This window comes from Streptomyces sp. YIM 121038, assembly GCF_006088715.1.
Taxonomy (GTDB): Bacteria; Actinomycetota; Actinomycetes; order Streptomycetales; family Streptomycetaceae; genus Streptomyces.
In genome coordinates this window covers 7,346,262-7,363,806 of the sequence record NZ_CP030771.1, presented here as the reverse complement: position 1 = coordinate 7,363,806, position 17,545 = coordinate 7,346,262, and the positions used below count along the sequence as shown (strand labels likewise).

The following is a 17,545-nucleotide window of genomic DNA, read 5'->3' as shown; positions in this document are numbered from 1 at the left end:
CGTCAGTCCGCGAGGTGGCGGTTGATGACGGTGCAGATCTCGGCCGCGACCTTGGGTGCGGTCAGGCCGAAGTGGGTGGCGTGGACGTCGCTCACGCGGACGTCCCCGTCGACGTACGCGTCCCAGAAGGAGGCCTGGGCCTCCGGGCTCAGGGTCGCGTTGAAGAACAGCGCCGTGCCGCGGTAGACGGGCTGGGTGAACTCCTTCGCCAGGCGCACGTGCTCGGACATGATCTGCGCGCCGTTCTCGACGAGGGTCTGGCGCTCGGCGTCCTCGTCCTCGCCCGGCAGATAGCCCGCGAGGAAGTCACGGCCCACCGACCGGTCCAGCACCACGTCCTCGGAGACGAAGGCGCTCGTCGGCGCGGCGTCGAGCAGCGCCACGAAGGGCACCTCGTGACCGCGGCTCTGGAGCTCGGCGGCGACGGCGTGGGACAGGGTGCCGCCCATGGAGTGGCCGACGAAGTGGTACGGCCCCTCCTCCTGCACGGCCAGGATCTGCTCCACGTAGTCCAGAACCATCGCCTCGAAGCTCTCCGGGATCGGCGAACCGTCGAAGCCGCGGGCCTGGATGCCGTACACCGGCCGGTCCCCGAGCTGCATGGCCATGCCCAGGTACGACCAGGAGAGGCCGAAACCGGGGTGGATGAACCACACGGGGGTGCCGCTTCCACCGCTCCTCAGCGGGAGGACGACGCCGTACGGGTCGGTGTTCTCGGACCCGGTTCCCTCGCCGCCCGCCGAGAGGCTCTCGGCCAGCTGCGCGACCGTGGGCGCCTGGAAGACCGTCCGCATCGGCACCTCGACCATGAGGACCGCCGCGATCCGGCTGACCAGACGCGTGGCCCGCAGCGAGTGGCCGCCGAGGTCGAAGAAGTTGTCGTCGATGCCGACCTTCTCCACCCCGAGGACCTGGGCGAACAGGCTCGCCAGGACCTCTTCCTGAGGCGTGCGCGGCGCGCGGTAGGCCGCCGTGCCGCTCAGGTCGGGCGCCGGGAGCGCCCGGTGGTCGAGCTTGCCGTTGGGCGAGAGCGGCAGCCGCTCCAGGGTGACGAACGCCGCGGGCACCATGTACTCGGGCAGCCGCTCGGCGACGAAGGAGCGCAGCTGCGCCGCTTCGAGCTCCGCGCCGTCCTCGGGCACCGCGTAGGCGACCAGCTGCTTGCTGCCCGCCGTGGCGCGTGCCACCACCGCGGCCTGGGCGACCTGCGGGTGGGCCGCCACCGCCGCCTCGACCTCGCCGGGCTCGATGCGGAAGCCACGGATCTTGACCTGGGAGTCGGCACGGCCGAGGTACTCCAGGTGCCCGTCCGCGGTCCAGCGGGCGAGGTCACCGGTGCGGTACATGCGCCCGCCCGCGGCGCCGAACGGGTCGGCCAGATAGCGCTCGGCGGTCTGCGCCGTGCGCCCGTGGTAGCCGCGGCCCACACCCGCGCCGGCGAGGTACAGCTCGCCGACGGCGCCCTGGGCGACCGGGGTCAGGGACGGCGTAAGGACATAGCCGCGCAGGTTGTTCAGCGGGCGCCCGATGGGCACCCCCGCGGCGTACGGAGCCTCGCTGTCCAGGACGTGCGAGGTGACGTAGAACGCCTCACTCGGCCCGTAGCAGTTGACGATCCGCACGTCCGGCCACTGGGCCCGGATGCGGCCCACCAGGGCCGGGGTGAGGGCCTCGCCGCCGAACAGCAGCGCCTTGGGCCGCACCCGCTCGCCCAGCTGGTCGACGAGCTCGGCGAAGGCCGAGGGCACCGAGCTGACCACGTCCAGGTCCCAGCTGTCGCGCTCGGCCAGGGCCAGGACGTCACGGACCAGTTCGACGCTGCCGCCGTTGGTGAGCGTGAAGAACAGCTCGAAGCTGGCCACGTCGAAGCCGATCGAGGTGCTCGCCAGCATCCGCAGGCCCGACCCGAGACCGACCTCGCCCGCCATGCCGTGCAGGGCGTTGACCAGGTTGGCGTGGGTCAGGCCCACGCCCTTGGGCAGGCCCGTCGAGCCGGAGGTGTAGATCTGGTACAGCAGGTGGTCCGGCAGCAGCACGCCGGTGCGCTCGCTGTCGGCCAGGTCCGCGGCGGAGTACGCCGACACGTCCGCATCGTCGAGCAGCAGCAGCTCGGTGTCCACCCCCGCGGGCAGGACGTCCGCCACCGTGGTGTCGGTGATGATCAGACGCGGGCCCGCCGTGTCGAGGATGTGCTGCAGACGCGTGCCCGGGTAGCCGGGGTCGATCGGGACGTAGGCGGCACCGGACTTGAGGGTCGCGAGGATCGCCACCACCAGCTCCGGCGTGCGCGGCAGGACCACGGCCACCTGGGTGTCCGGGCCGATGCCCCGCGCGGTGAGGTGCCTGGCGAGCCGGTTGGCCCGCGCGTTCAGCTCCTCGTACGTGACCCGCTCGCCCTCGTGGACGACCGCGACGGCCTCCGGTGTGCGGGCGACCTGCTCCTCGACCAGACGGATGGCCGTCTTCGCGGGCACCTCGGCGGCCGTGTCGTTGAACTGCCGCAGCACCAGGTCCTGTTCGGCCTCGTCCACGAGGTCGAGGCGGGACAGCGGGGTGTGCGGGTCCGCGGCGAGCTGCTCCAGGACCCGGCCGACGAGCGCGGCGATCCGCTCGATCTCACGGCGCTCGAAGAGGTCCTTGCGGTACTCCACGACCGCCATGGTCAGCTCCGGGTCGGCACCCAGGGTGATCGGGTAGTGGGTGCTGCTGTGGATGCGCATCCCGGTGATCTCGACGCCGGCCTCGCCGTGCGCCTCGCTCATGCCTTCGCGGTCGATCGGGAACGACTCGAAGATGATCATGCTGTCGAACAGGGTGCCGACACCGGCGGCGTCGTGGATCTCGGTCAGACCGAGGTTCTGGTGGTCCATCAGGACCGCCTGGCGCTCGCGCAGCCCGGTGAGCAGGTCCGCGAGGGTGTCCCGCGGCGTGAACTGCACGCGCACCGGCAGGGCGTTGATGAACAGACCCACCATCTCGTCGATGCCCGGGACCTGCGGCGGACGGCCGGAGACCGTCGTACCGAAGACCACGTCCTGGCGTCCGGTCAGATGGCCGAGGACCACGCCCCAGGCGCCCTGGAGCAGCATGTTGAGCGTGATGCCCAGCTCACCGGCGCGGCGCTGGAGCTCCTGCGCCATCCCGGCGGGCAGCGGCAGGTCGACGTGCTCCGTCGCGTCCTGGCCCTCGGGGACCGCCGTGGTGGCGGCCGCCGGGGCGAGCAGCGTCGGCTCCTCGACCCCGTCGAGCTCCCGCGCCCAGGCCCGGTAGGCCTCCTCCTGGTCCTGCTTGCCGAGCCAGGCCAGGAAGTCGCGGTAGGGCCGCACCCGCGGCAGCGACGAGGTGTCCCCGTCCGCCGCGTAGGCGCGGATGAGGTCCTGGAGCATGAGCGGGAAGGACCAGCCGTCGAACAGCACGTGGTTGACGGTGAACACCAGCTCCGAGAGGTCGTCGCTCCGCAGCACCAGGGTCATGCGCAGCATCGGCGGCGCCGCCGGGTCGAAGTGCGCCGTCTGGTCCTCGGCGAGCAGCTTCTCGAAGGCCTCCTCCTGCGCCTTCTCGCCGAGGTCCCGCAGGTCCACGACCTGCCAGGGCAGCTCGACGTGGTCGAGGACCAGCTGGACCTGCTGACCGGAGGCGCTGGACACGTACGCCGTACGGAAGTTGGCGTACCGGTCGAGCAGGGTCTGCCCGGCCGCGCGCATCCGCTCCGGGTCGACCCCGCCGGCCAGGTGCATCGCGAACTGCACGTGGTAGGCGTCGAAGGAGGTGTCGGCCAGCTGGCTCTGGAAGAGCAGACCGGACTGCGCGTCCGTCATCGGCCATACGTCCTGGAGGCCGGGGTACAGCTCCTCCCACGCCTCCAGGTCGCGCTGGCGCACCTTCACCAGCGAGACGTCCGAGGGCGTCAGGCCGCCCGCGCCCGGGGTGCGGGCGTGCCGGGCCAGGCCTTCGAGGGCGGTGTGCCACAGGTCGGCGAGCTCCTGCGCGTCCTCGCGGGCGAGCAGCCCGGCGGGGAAGCTGAGGGAGGCGCTGAACTGCGGGCCCTGCGCGGAGTCCACGACGTAGGAGTTGACCTCCACCGTGGCCAGGGCGGGCATGTCCGCGTCCAGCTCGGCGGCGATGCCCTCCATGTCCCCGGCGATGGCCCAGCCACCGCCGCCGCCCGGCTGGTCGCCGTCGGCGAACCGGCCCAGGTAGTTGAAGGTGACCTGACCGGCGTGGCTCGCCCGGAGGACCTCGGCGGTCTCCGGGTTGAGGTAGCGCAGCAGGCCGTAGCCGATGCCCTTGTCCGGGATGGCGTTGAGCTGCTCCTTGACGGCCTTGATGGCGTGGCCCGCGGAGCGGCCGCCCGCGACGGCCTCGTCGACGTCGAAGCCCTCGACGCTCAGGCGCACCGGGAACATCGTGGTGAACCAGCCGACCGTGCGCGACAGGTCGACGCCGGGCGCCGCCGCCTCCTCACGGCCGTGGCCCTCCAGGCGCAGGAGCAGCGAGGACTCGTCCACGCCGCGGTTCTTGCGCCACTGCGTCAGGGCCAGGGCGAGGGCGGTCAGGAGACCGTCGTTGGGACCGCCGTGGAAGGCGGCGGGCAGCGCGGTCAGGAGCGCCTCGGTGGCCTCGGACGCGAGGCGCACCTCCACGGACTCCATGGTGGCGCGGACGTCCACCGCCGGGTCGAGCGGCCGGGAGCCGATGAGCGGGTCCGGGCCCTCCACGACGCTCTGCCACAGGGCCAGTTCGGCCGTGCGGCCGGGCGACGCGGCCTCCTCCGTGAGGGCGTGGGCCCAGTGGCGCATCGAGGTGGGCACCGGGGCCAGGTCGGGCGTGCGGCCCTCGCGGACCTGCTCCCAGGCCTCGGCGAGGTCCGGGACGAGGATCCGCCAGGACACGCCGTCGACCACCAGGTGGTGCAGCACGATGATCAGTCGGCCCGCGGTCTGCGGTCCGGCGTCGAACCACACGAACCGGGCCACGTCGCCGGACGCCGGGTCCAGCTCCCGTACGGCGGCGTCGAGCGCGGCCTTCGCCTCGTCGCGCCAGGCGGCGTCCTGCCAGTCCCCCGCGGAGGGGACGCGGCGCACCAGGGACGCGACGTCGACGGTGCCCGGCTCGGCCGCCTCCAGGCCCGCCTCGTCCGCGGTGACCAGACGGGCGCGGAGCACGTCGTGGTGGTCGACGACCGCGGCCAGGGTGGCGACCAGGCCGCTCTCGTCGATGCCCCGCGGCAGGTTCACCGCCATGGACATCACGAACCGGTCGTAACCGCCGCCCAGTTCGGTGATGTAGCGGGCGATCGGGAGCAGCGGCATCCAGCCGACGCCGCCGCCCGCCATCTCCTCGCGGACCGGCACGGCAGGACCGCCGGTCGCGGCGGCCACCGCGAGGGCGGCCACCGTACGGCACTCGAAGACCTGGCGCGGCGTGATCTCGATGCCGTGGACGCGGGCCTTGGAGACGACCTGGATGGAGCGGATGGAGTCACCGCCGACGGCGAAGAAGTCGTCGTCGATGCCGACCCGCTCCAGGCCGAGGACCTCCGCGTACGCGGCGGCCAGGGCCTGCTCCTCGGGCGTGCGGGGCGCCTGGTAGGCGCCGCCGGGCACCTCGGGCTCGGGCAGCGCGGCCTTGTCCAGCTTGCCGTTCGGCGTCAGCGGCAGCTCGTCCAGGAGGACGAAGGACGAGGGCACCATGAACTCGGGCAGGCGGCCCGCGGCGAAGCGCCGCAGCTCCTTGGCGGAGACGCCCGCGGTGATGTCGAAGTGCTCCGCCTTCATCTCGCGGGCACCGGCCGGGACGACGTAGCCGACGAGCTGCTTGCTGCCGCGCACCTCGCGGACGAGGACGACGGCCTGGGCCACGTTGTGGTGCTCGGCGAGCGCCGCCTCGATCTCGCCCGGCTCGATGCGCAGACCGCGGAGCTTGACCTGGTCGTCGCTGCGGCCCAGGTACTCCAGCTGTCCGTCGGCGCCCTGGCGCACCACGTCGCCCGTGCGGTACATCCGCGAGCCCGCGGGTCCGTAGGGGTCGGTGACGAAGCGCTCGGCGGTCAGCGCGGAGCGGCCGAGGTAGCCGCGGGCCAGGCTCGGGCCCGCCACGTACAGCTCACCGGGCGTGCCCGGGGGCACCGGGGCGAGCTGCTCGTCGAGCACCCGCACCCGGTTGTCGGCCACGGCGGTGCCGATCGGGGTGTGGTCGCTGGTCAGCGGGGTGGAGATGGAGCCGCAGACGGTGGTCTCGGTGGGGCCGTAGGCGTTGACGAAGCGACGCCCCGGCGACCAGGCGGAGGCCAGGCCCGGCGGGCACGCCTCGCCACCGACGGTCACCGTGCGCAGGTCGGTCAGGGTGCGCGGGGTGTCGGCGGGCAGCGCGGCGAGCACGCTGGGCGGCAGCATCACGTGCGTGACGCGGCGCTCGGCGAGGGTGCGCACCAGGTCGTCGCCGACCAGGCGCCGCTCGGCCGGGACGATCAGGGCCGCACCGGTGGTCAGGGACTGCACCAGCTCCCAGAAGGCGGCGTCGAAGCTCGGCGCCGCGACCTGCAGGACGCGCGCGTCCGGGGTGAGGCCGAGCCGCTCCTGGGTGGAGTGGCTGAGCGAGGCGATGCCCGCGTGGGTCACGGTGACGCCCTTGGGCCGGCCCGTCGAACCCGACGTGTAGATGACGTACGCCGGGTGGTGCAGGGTCAGACCGGTGTCCGGCGCGGTGTCCGGGCTCGTCCGCCAGGCGGCCTGCACGTCGTCCGTGTCGACGGCCACGACCTCGGTGGCCAGGCCCTCCGGCAGGTCCTCGATCGCGGCCCGCGTCACCAGGAGGGCGGCGGGGGCGGCGTCGTCGACCATGTACGTGATGCGGTCGGCCGGGTAGTCCAGGTCGACGGGCATGTAGGCGGCGCCCGCCTTCAGGATGCCCAGGGCGACGGCGACCTGGTCCGCGGAGCGCGGCATGGCCACGGCCACCTGCTGCTCCAGACCGATGCCGCGCGCGGCGAGCCAGTGCGCGACGCGGTTGGCCCGCGCGTCGAGCTCCGCGTACGACCACGTGACGTCGGCCGACTCCACGGCCGGGGCGTCCGGGGCCGCCTGCACCCGGGCCGCGAACAGCTCGGGGAAGGTCGCGGGCGCGGCGACCCGCTCCGGCTGCTCCCGCTCGGCCGCGAGCAGCTGGCTGCGCTCCTCGGGGGTGAGCAGGTCGGCGTAGCTGATGCGGTGCGAGGGGTTGGTGACCGCGGTGGTGAGCAGCCGCTTCCAGCGGGTGATCAGCGTCTCGATGGTGGCGGCGTCGAACAGCTCGTCGGAGTACTCGGCGGCGATCGAGATGCCCGCGGGCCTGGTCCGGTCCTCGAAGGTCTCGTCGAGGCTCAGGAGCAGGTCGTAGCGGGCGGTGCCGGTGCCGGAGCCGTCGGCCTGCACGCGCAGGCCGGGCAGCTCGAACTGGGCCGCCTCGTTGTTCTGGAGCGCCAGGGCGATCTGGAACAGCGGGTGGACGGAGGGCGAGCGCTCCGGGTTGAGCTTCTCCACCAGGGACTCGAAGGGGATGTCCTGGTGGGAGTAGGCGGACAGGCTGGTCTTGCGCACCTGTGCCAGGAGCTCGGCGAAGGTCGGGTCGCCCGAGGTGTCCGTGCGCAGCACCAGCAGGTTGACGAACAGGCCGACCAGGTCCTTCAGGTTCTCGTCGGTCCGGCCCGCGATGCCACTGCCCACCGAGATGTCGGTGCCCGCGCCCAGGCGGGTCAGCAGGGCCGCCATGGTGGTCTGCAGCACCATGAAGGGCGTCGTGCCGGTGGCCTTGGCGAGCTCCGCGATGCCCTGGTGCAGCTCGGCGTCCAGGGTGAAGCGGAGCAGGTCGCCGGTGCCCTTGAGCACGGCGGGGCGGGGCCGGTCGGTCGGGATGGTGACCTTCTCCGGCAGCCCGGCGAGCTGCTCGGCCCAGTAGGCGTACTGCTTGTTGAAGAGGCTGTCGGGGTCGCTCTCGTCGCCGAGCAGCTCGTGCTGCCACAGGGTGTAGTCGGCGTACTGCACCGGCAGTTCGGTCCACTGGGGTGCGGCGCCGCCCACGCGTGCCGTGTAGGCGGCGGCCAGGTCCAGGGCCAGCGGGGCGTAGGACCAGCCGTCGGCCGCGATGTGGTGGACCACCAGGGACAGCACGTTCTCCTGCGGACCGCTGCGGAACAGCTGGGCGCGCAGCGGCAGTTCGCTCTCCAGGGCGAAGGCGTACCGGGCGGCCTCGGTGAGGGCCGTGGCCAGCTCGTCCTCGCCGTCGACGTCGCGCACGGCCAGGGTGACCGGCGCGTCCTCGACGGAGTGGATCCGCTGCTCGGGCCTGCCGTTGACCGCGGGGAAGACCGTGCGCAGCGTCTCGTGGCGGGCCACGAGGTCGTTGAGGGCCGTCTCCAGGGCCGGGACGTCGAGCTCACCGCTCAGCCGGAGCACGATCGGCATGTTGTACGTCGCCGACGGGCCCTCGAACTGGTCGACGAACCACAGGCGCTGCTGGGCGAAGGAGAGCGGCAGGTGCTCGGGCCGCTCGGCCACGCGGACCAGGGGTGCCTGGGTGCGGACGCTGCCGTCCAGGTGCGGCACGATCCCCGCCACCGTCGGGTGGGAGAAGAAGGTGCGCAGCTCGACCTCGGCGCCGAGGGTGGCGCGGATGCGGCTGATGAGCTTGGTGGCGAGCAGCGAGTGGCCGCCCAGGTCGAAGAAGTTGTCGTCGACGCTGACCCGCTCCAGGTCGAGGACCTCGGCGAACAGGTCGCAGAGCAGCTCTTCCTGGAGGGTGCGCGGGGCCCGGCCGCCGGACTGCGCCGACAGGTCGGGCGCGGGCAGGGCCCTGCGGTCCAGCTTGCCGTTGGCGGCCAGCGGCACGGAGGCGATGGCGACCACGGAGGCGGGCACCATGTGGGCGGGCAGCCGCTCCTGGAGGTAGCCGCGCAGGGAGCCGACCAGGACACCGATCTGGGTGGCCGCGGCCGGGTCGCTGGACAGGTACAGGTCGGCGCGGCGCGACGGGACGAAGGCGCCCCGCACCGGCCGCTCGACGGCGTCGGGGTCGGTCAGGACGACGGCGTCGAAGCTCTCGCCCGCCGCCGACGACCAGGTCATGAGGACGCTCCAGCCGTGCGCGGCGGCCCACGCGTGCAGGGCCTCCGGGTCGACGGCGGACTCGGCCGCGGGGGGCGCGTCGACGATCTTGACCTCGGCGGCCCAGTCGGCCTCCTCGATCATCCGGGCGTTGAGGATCCCGGTGACGCGCAGCGCCGGACCGTCCTGGGCGCGGACCAGCTCCTCCAGGGCGGAGAGCTCGCCGACCTGACGGCCCCAGTCCACGGCGGGCGCGTCGCTGACGTCGAGGAAGTCGACCGGGTCCTTGTGCACGAAGATCTCGTAGCGGTGCCGGGTCAGCTCGTTGTGGGCCTGGCCCGGCTTGAGGCGGATGTCCACCGCGGCCGCGCCGTGCTTCTCGCCGAACTGGTGGAACCACTCGGGGTCCAGGACCAGTTCGGGCTCGGTGAGGATCGAGCGGGCGATGGCCGCGTGGGCCGCCGCCGGCGCCTCGTTCGGGTACTGGGTCCGCTGCACGCCGGTGCGCATCAGGTGCAGCGTGCCCGCGTTGCGGACGTCACCGACCACGATCCGACCGCCGGGGGCGAGCAGGTCCAGGGCCTTGGCGAGGACGTCGTCCAGGTAGGCGGCGTGCGGGAAGTACTGGATCACCGAGTTCAGGACGACGGTGTCGAAGTGACCGCGGGGCAGACCGGTGGTGTCGTCGGCGGTCTGGTGGCGCAGGGTGACCTTGTCGGCGAACCCGGCCTGCTCGACCTCTTCGGCGAGTCGGCCGATGACCTGCGAGGACAGGTCGGTGGCCCAGTACTCCTCGATGTTGTCGTCGTTGAGGAGGTGGCCCATCAGCAGACCGGAGCCGACGCCCAGTTCGAGGATGCGGCGCGGTCCCTGGCGCAGGATCTGCGCCACCGCCGCGTCGCGCCAGTCGCGCATCTCGTCGAGCGGGATCTCCTCGCCGGTGTAGCTGGAGTTCCAGCCGGTGAAGTCCTCGCCCCACTCGGTGCCGGTGGCGGAGTAGACCTCGTCGTAGATCTGCTCCCACTCGTCGACCTGCTTGGCGGACTCCTCGATGTACTCGGTGCCGTCCAGGTCGGGGACCACGTAGGCGATGAGCTGCTTGTCGCCCGCGCCCTCGTGCGGGACCACGACGGCCTGGCCGACGGCCGGGTGCGTGGCCAGGGCGGCCTCGATCTCGGCGGGCTCGACGCGCACGCCGCGGATCTTGATCTGGTCGTCCTCGCGGCCGACGTACTCGATCTGCCCGTCGGCGTTCCAGCGGCCGAGGTCGCCGGTGCGGTACATGCGCGACCCGGCCGGGCCGTAGGGGTCGGCGACGAAGCGCTCGGCGGTCAGCTCGGCCTGGCCGTAGTAGCCACGGGCGATGTTCCCGGCGACGTACAGCTCGCCCACCACGCCCGGCGGCAGCGGCGCGAGGCCCGCGCCGAGGACGTAGGTGCGCATGTTGCCCAGCGGAGTGCCGACGGGGGTGTTGTCGGCGGCCTGCCACGCGGTGCCCGCCTCCAGGGCGAAGGTGGTGGCGTAGAAGGACTCGGTCTGGCCGTAGGCGTTGACGACCCGCACGTCGGGCAGCGTCTCGCGGATGCGGTGCACGAGGGTGGCGGGCAGCGCCTCACCGGCGAAGACGACGGTCTCCAGGCCGGGCATGGCGGGCAGCCGGTCGCCCAGCTCGGCGAAGACGGACGGCACGGTGTGGATCACGCTGGCCGTCACCTCCTGGCGCTCGGCCAGGACCAGGGCGTCGCGGACCACCTCGATGGTGCCGCCCTTGGCGAGGGTGGTGACGACCTCGAAGACCGAGACGTCGAAGTTCACCGAGGAGTTGGCGAACATCTGCGTGTCCGCGCCGACGCCGACCCGCTCGGCGAGCCGCAGCACGCCGTTGACCACGTTCGCGTGGCTGATCACCACGCCCTTGGGGGTGCCGGTGGAGCCGGAGGTGTACATCACGTACGCGGCGTTGTGCGGCCGCGCGGCCGCCAACCGGGCGCCGTCGGCGGGTCCTTCGAGGTCCAGGTCGCCCAGGAACAGCGACGGGACGTCCGTCTCGGGCAGCACCCCGACGGTGTCGGCGTCGGTGAGGACCAGCTGCGGACGCGCGGTGGACAGGATGTGGTCCAGGCGCGAGCTCGGGTACTTCGGGTCGATCGGCAGATAGGCGCCGCCCGCCTTGAGGATGCCGAGCATGCCGGTGACCAGGTCGGCGGAGCGCGGCAGGGCGAGGCCCACCACGGTCTCCGGGCCCACCCCGCGCCCGGCGAGCTCCTGGGCGAGCCGGGTCGCGCGGGCGTCCAGCTCGGCGTAGGTGTACGCCACGCCGTCGAAGGTCACCGCGGTCTTCTGCGGGACCTGCGCGACCTGCCGCTCGAAGAGACCGGGGATGGTCAGCTCGGGCGTCTCGGCGGCCGTGTCGTTGACGGCGTGCAGCCGCTCGCGCTCGGTGGGCTCGAGGAGGTCGATCGAGCCGAAGGGGGCCCGCGGGTCCTCGGCGAGCTGCGCCAGGACGCGGCCCAGACGCACCGCGATGTCCTGCGCACGCTCCTGGTCGAGCAGGTGGTGCTGGTGCTGGAGGCTCACCTTCAGGTGCGGCTCGGCCACCGCGATGACCGTCAGCGGGTAGTGGGTGCCGCTGAGCGGGCTGATCCCGGTCACCGAGATCCCGGCGGCCGAGTACGCCTCGCTGAGCGCGGCGCTGTCGATCGGGTACGACTCGAAGACCACCATGGTGTCGAACAGGGCCCGCAGACCGGTGCTCTGGTGCAGGTCGAGCAGACCGTGGTGGTGGTGGTCGAGCAGCGCGCCCTGGCGGTCCTGGAGGGTGCTCAGGACGCTGCCGAGGGAGGCGCCGGGCGCGCAGTCCACCCGCACCGGAAGGGTGTTGATGAACAGGCCGACCATCTCGTCCACGCCCGCCACCTGCGGCGGACGGCCCGAGACCGTGGCGCCGAACACCACGTCCTGACGCCCGGTCAGACCCGCGAGGAGCATCGCCCACGCGCCCTGGACCACGGTGTTCAGGGTCACGCCCAGCTCGCTCGCGCGGCGCGAGAGCGCACGGGACTGCTCCGCGGTGAGCGGCACGTCGATCTGGCCGGCGCCCGAGGCCTCGCCCTGCTCGTCGGAGCCGACGGGCAGCAGCAGCGTGGGCTCGTCCACGCCCTGGAGCTCCTCGGCCCAGGCGGCGGCGGTGGCGTCCTTGTCCTGGCGGGAGAGCCAGGCCAGGAAGTCACGGTAGTTGCGCGGCTTGCCCAGGTCCGTGGCGTCACCGGCCGAGCCGTACAGACGCATCAGGTCCTGCATGAGCAGCGGGATCGACCAGCCGTCGAACAGGGCGTGGTGGGCGGTGAAGACCAGCTCCCACGCGTCGTCGTCCAGCTTGATCAGCGACATCCGCACCAGCGGGGCCGTGGCCGCGTCGAAGCGGGTGCCGTGCTCGGTGGCCAGGAACCGCTTGAGCTGCTCGTCGCGCTCCGCGCCCGTGAAGGAGCTCAGGTCCTCCTCGTGCCAGGGCAGTTCGACGTGGCTCTGCACGAGCTGGACGCGGTCGCCCGCGCTGTCGGTGGTGAACGCGGCCCGCAGGTTGGGGTAGCGGTCCAGGAGCGCCTGTCCGGCGGCGCGCATCCGCTGCGGCTCGACGGCACCGGCGAGGTGGAAGTCGAACTGCATCTGGTAGGCGTCGAAGGACGCGCCGGCCAGCTCGGTGTGGAACAGCAGACCGCTCTGCATCGCGGTCAGCGGCCATACGTCGGTCAGGCCCGCGTACTTCTCCTCCCACGCGTCCAGGTCGCCCTGGGCCACCGTCACCAGCGGCACGTCGGAGGGGGTCAGGCCGCCCGCGGCCGGCTGCGCGGCGTGCTGCGCGAGGCCTTCCAGGGCGGTGGTCCACAGCTCGGCGAGCTCCTCCACCTCGGCCTGCGTGAAGAGGCCGGAGGGGTAGTCGAGCCGGGCGGCCAGGCGCGGCCCCTGCTCGCCGTCGGCGACGTACGCGGTGACGTTGAGCGCGGCGAGGGCGGGCATGGCGGCGTCGAGCTCGGCGACCAGCTCGGTGGTGCCCTCGACCTGGGTGAAGCCGAGGCCCCGCAGGTTCTCCGGCATGTTCGCCGAACCCGAGTAGTGGCCCAGGTAGTTGAAGGAGATCTGGCCGGTGGAGTAGCGCTTGAGGACCTCGGCGGTCTCCGGGTTGAGGTAGCGCAGGAGGCCGTAGCCGATGCCCTTGTCCGGGACGGCGAGCAGCTGCTCCTTGACCGCCTTGACGGCGGTGCCCGCGGCGGCGCCGCCGGTGAGGGCCTCGTCCAGGTCGACGCCCGCGACGTCCAGGCGGACGGGGTACATGCTGGTGAACCAGCCCACCGTCCGGGAGAGGTCGGCGCCGGGCGCGGCGGCCTCCTCACGGCCGTGGCCCTCCATGCGCAGGAGGAGCGAGGACGCGGCGGCGGCGTCGACGCCGCGCTGCTTGCGCCACTTGGCCACCGCCAGCGCGAGCGCGGCGAGCAGACCGTCGTTGACGCCGCCCCGGTAGGCCGCGGGGAGGCTCGTCAGGAGCGCCTCCGTGGCCGCCACGGGCAGGTCCTTGCGGACGTACTCGATCGTCGCGATGGTGTCGACGGCCGGGTCGAGGGGGCGGCTGCCGAGGACCGGGTCGGGTCCGGCGACGATGGAGCGCCACAGCGCCAGCTCCGCGCCGCGCTCGGCGGACGCGGCCTCGTCGGCCAGGGCGTGCGCCCAGCGGCGGGCGGAGGTGCCCACCGGGGCGAGGTCCGGGGTGCGGCCCTCGCGGACGTCCTTCCAGGCGGCCGCCAGGTCGGGCAGCAGGATGCTCCAGGACACGCCGTCGACGACGAGGTGGTGCAGCACGAGGATCAGGCGTCCGGCGCGCTCGGTACCGGCGTCGAACCACACGAACCGCGCCATGACCCCGGCCTCGGCGGCCAGGCGGTCGGCGGCGGCGTCCAGCTCGGCGGCGGCCTGCTCGCGCCAGCCGTCCGCCCAGGTGCCGTCGCAGGCGATCCGGTGGAGGAGCGAGGCGGCGTCGACCGTGCCGGGGGCGGACGCCTCAAGGCCGGGCCGCTCGCCCGTGACCAGGCGCGAGCGCAGCGCGTCGTGCCGGTCGAGGACCGCCGTGAGGGTCGCGACCAGGGCGGCCTCGTCCATGCCGACGGGCAGGTCGACGGTCATCGACATGGTGAACCGGTCGACGCCCGCGCCGAGTTCGTCGAGCCAGTGGCCGACCGGCAGATGCGGCATGAAGCCGGTGCCGCCGCCCGCCAGCTCCTCCAGGACGGGTCCGGTCTGGACACCGTCGGCGGCCAGCTCGGCCAGCTCGGCGACCGTACGGGCCTCGAAGATCTGCCGCGGCGTGACCTCCACGCCCCGGGTCCTGGCCCGCGCCACCACCTGGATCGAGCGGATGGAGTCACCGCCGACGGCGAAGAAGTCGTCGTCGATGCCGACCCGCTCCAGGCCGAGGACGTCGGAGTAGACCCCGGCGAGGATCTCCTCCACCTCGTTGCGCGGCGCGCGGTAGTCGCTGCCGGTGAACTCCGGCTCGGGCAGGGCCTTGCGGTCCAGCTTGCCGTTGGGGTCCAGCGGGAGCCGGTCCAGCATCACGAACACCGACGGCACCATGAACTCCGGCAGCCGGTCGGAGACGAACCTGCGCAGCTCGCGCGAGGAGACGGCGGCCGTCAGGTCGACGTCGAGGTCGCCGACGTTCGCCACCGCGCCGGGCTCGGACTCCCACAGCTGCGTGGCCACCACATAGCCCACCAGCTGGGTGCTGCCCTGGTGCTGCCGCGTGACCACCGCGGCCTTCGCGACGCCCGGGTGGGCGGTCAGGGCCGCCTCCACCTCGCCGGGCTCGATGCGGAAGCCGCGCACCTTGACCTGCGCGTCGTCACGGCCGACGTACTCCAGCTGCCCGTGGTCGTTCCAGCGGGCCAGGTCACCGGTGCGGTACATGCGGTGCCCGACCGGGCCGTAGGGGTCGGCCACGAAGCGCTCGGCGGTCAGTCCGGCCTGGCCGAAGTAGCCGCGCGCCACCTCGCCCGCCACGTACAGCTCGCCCACGACGCCCGGCGCCACCGGCTTCAGGCCGGCGCCCAGGACGTAGGTGCGCATGTTGCCGAGCGGTACGCCGATGGGCGCGCCGGCCGTGCCGGTCCAGCCCTCCTCGGCGTGGAAGGCGGTCGCGTAGAACGACTCGGTCTGGCCGTACGGGTTGATCACGCGCACGCCCGGGATCGCCTCCCGGGCCCGCTCCACGAGGGAGGCGGAAAGCGCCTCGCCGCCGAAGACGACCGTGTCGGCCTGGATCTTCCCGCCCACCTGGTCCAGGAGCTCGGCGAAGACCGACGGGACCGAGCTGATCACGCTGCCGGACCAGCCGCCGCGCTCGGCGACGACCAGGGCGTCACGGACCACCTCGACGGTGCCGCCCACCGACAGCGTGGTGACGATCTCGAAGACCGAGACGTCGAAGTTCACGGAGGTGCCCGCGAGGGTCCGCGAGCCCGACTCCAGGCCGACCACCTCGGCCAGGCGCGTCACGCCGTTGACGACACCGATGTGCGTGACCGCCACGCCCTTGGGCTTGCCGGTGGAGCCGGAGGTGTACATCACGAAGGCGGTGTTGTACGGGTGCAGCGCGGCCGCGGGGGTGTCCGCGGCGCCGCTGTCCAGGTCGACCTCGTCGAGCCGGAGGAGGGGGGCGTCGCCGGCGGGCAGCACCGACTCGGTGGCGGAGTCGGTCAGGATCAGCTGCGGGCGGGCCTCGGAGAGGATGTGGCCGAGGCGGGCGCTGGGGTAGCGGGGGTCGATGGGCACGTAGGCCGCACCGGACTTGAGGATGCCGAGGAGGGCGGTCACCAGGTCCGCGGTGCGCGGCACGGCGAGGCCGATGAGCGTCTCGGGGCCCGCGCCGCGCCGGATCAGCTCGTGCGCCAGGCGGTTGGCCCGCTCGTCCAGCTCGCGGTAGGTCAGGTCCTGCGCGTCGGAGGTGACCGCGATGGCGTCCGGGGTCAGCTCGGCGCGCCGCTCGAAGAGCTGGGCGACGGTGCCCTCGGGGGTGGGCTCCGCGGTCTCGTTGCGTCCGGCGAGGACGTTCTGCTCGGCGTCGGACAGCACGTCCACCGCGCCGAGGCGCATGGTGGGGTCGGCCGCGAGGTGCCGCAGGATGCGGACGAAGCGCTCGCCCATCTCCACGACGGTGTCCCGGTCGAAGAGGTCGGTGGCGTACTCCAGGTGGCAGTGCACGCGGCCCTGCTCGTCGGAGGAGAAGTTGAACTCCAGGTCGAACTTGGACGTCTCGTTGCCGATGGCCTTGAGCTCGACGCTCAGGCCCGGCAGGTCCAGCTCGACGCGGGCGGTGCTCTGCCAGCTGAACATCACCTGGAAGAAGGGGTGGTACGCGGTGGAGCGCTCCGGGTTCAGCGCCTCGACGAGCCGCTCGAAGGGCACGTCCTGGTTCTCGTAGGCGCCGAGGGCCTTGTCCTGGACGCGGTCGAGGACCTGCTCCAGGGTCGGGTTGCCCGACAGGTCCGTGCGCAGCACCCAGGTGTTGACGAAGAAGCCGACCAGCTCGGTGAGCGCGCTGTCGGTGCGGCCCGCGACGGTCTGGCCGATGGAGACGTCGTCGCCCGCGCCGAGGTGGTTGAGGAGCATGGTGAGCGTCGACTGCATCATCATCGCCCGCGTCAGACCGCGCTGGCTGCCGACCGCGTCGACGGCGGCGGCGAGGTCGGCGTCGACGGTGAAGACGACCACGTCACCGTGGTGGCTGGCCTTCGAGGGGCGCGGCCGGTCGGTGGGCAGGCGCAGCTGCTGCGGCGCGCCGTCGAGCTCGCGGCGCCAGTAGTCGAGCTGGGTGTGCAGGACGCTGCCGGGGGTGTCGCCGTCGCCGAGGTACTCGCGCTGCCACAGCGTGTAGTCCTTGTACTGGACGGGCAGTTCGGCCCAGCCCGGCTCCTGGGAGCCCACGCGGGCGGTGTAGGCGGTGGCCAGGTCCTGGCTCAGCGGCACGATCGACTCGCCGTCGGCGGCGGCGTGGTGCACGACGAGGACCAGGACGTGGGCGTCCGGGGCGGTGCGCAGCAGGCGCGCCTGCACCGGTATCTCGTGGGAGAGGTCGAACCGGTAGGCCGCGGCCTCCGCCGTCGCGGCGTCCACGCCCTCGGGCGCCACCTCGATGACCGGCAGGTCCGTCAGGAGGCCGTCGGCAGGCAGGATCTGCTGCACGGGCCTGCCCTCGTCGTCCTCGACGAACAGCGTGCGCAGGCTCTCGTGGCGGGTCACGACGTCGCGCAGCGCCAGGCGCAGGGCGTCCACGTCCAGCGCTCCGTCCAGCTGCAGCACGAACGGGATGTTGTACGTGGCCGACGGGCCCTCGAGCCGGTCGATGAACCACAGCCGGCGCTGCGCAAAGGACAGAGGGATCATTTCGCGTTAACTCCTCGGTGGGTCTTCCTGCA

The 17,545-nt window shown here is 72.9% G+C and carries 1 protein-coding gene; it reads right to left on the bottom strand.

Going from position 1 to position 17,545, the window contains the following annotated elements:
* Nucleotides 1-2 precede the first annotated feature (2 nt).
* Nucleotides 3-17,513 (bottom strand): non-ribosomal peptide synthetase, encoded by a 17,511-nt coding sequence (locus tag C9F11_RS31540; protein ID WP_138962442.1) that lies wholly within the window; start codon nt 17,511-17,513, stop codon nt 3-5.
* Nucleotides 17,514-17,545: the final 32 nt, after the last annotated feature.

Coding starts and splice junctions, on each gene's coding strand:
- C9F11_RS31540 (WP_138962442.1), bottom strand. CDS start 17,513: ATGATCCCTCTGTCCTTTGCGCAGCGCCGGCTGTGGTTCATCGACCGG.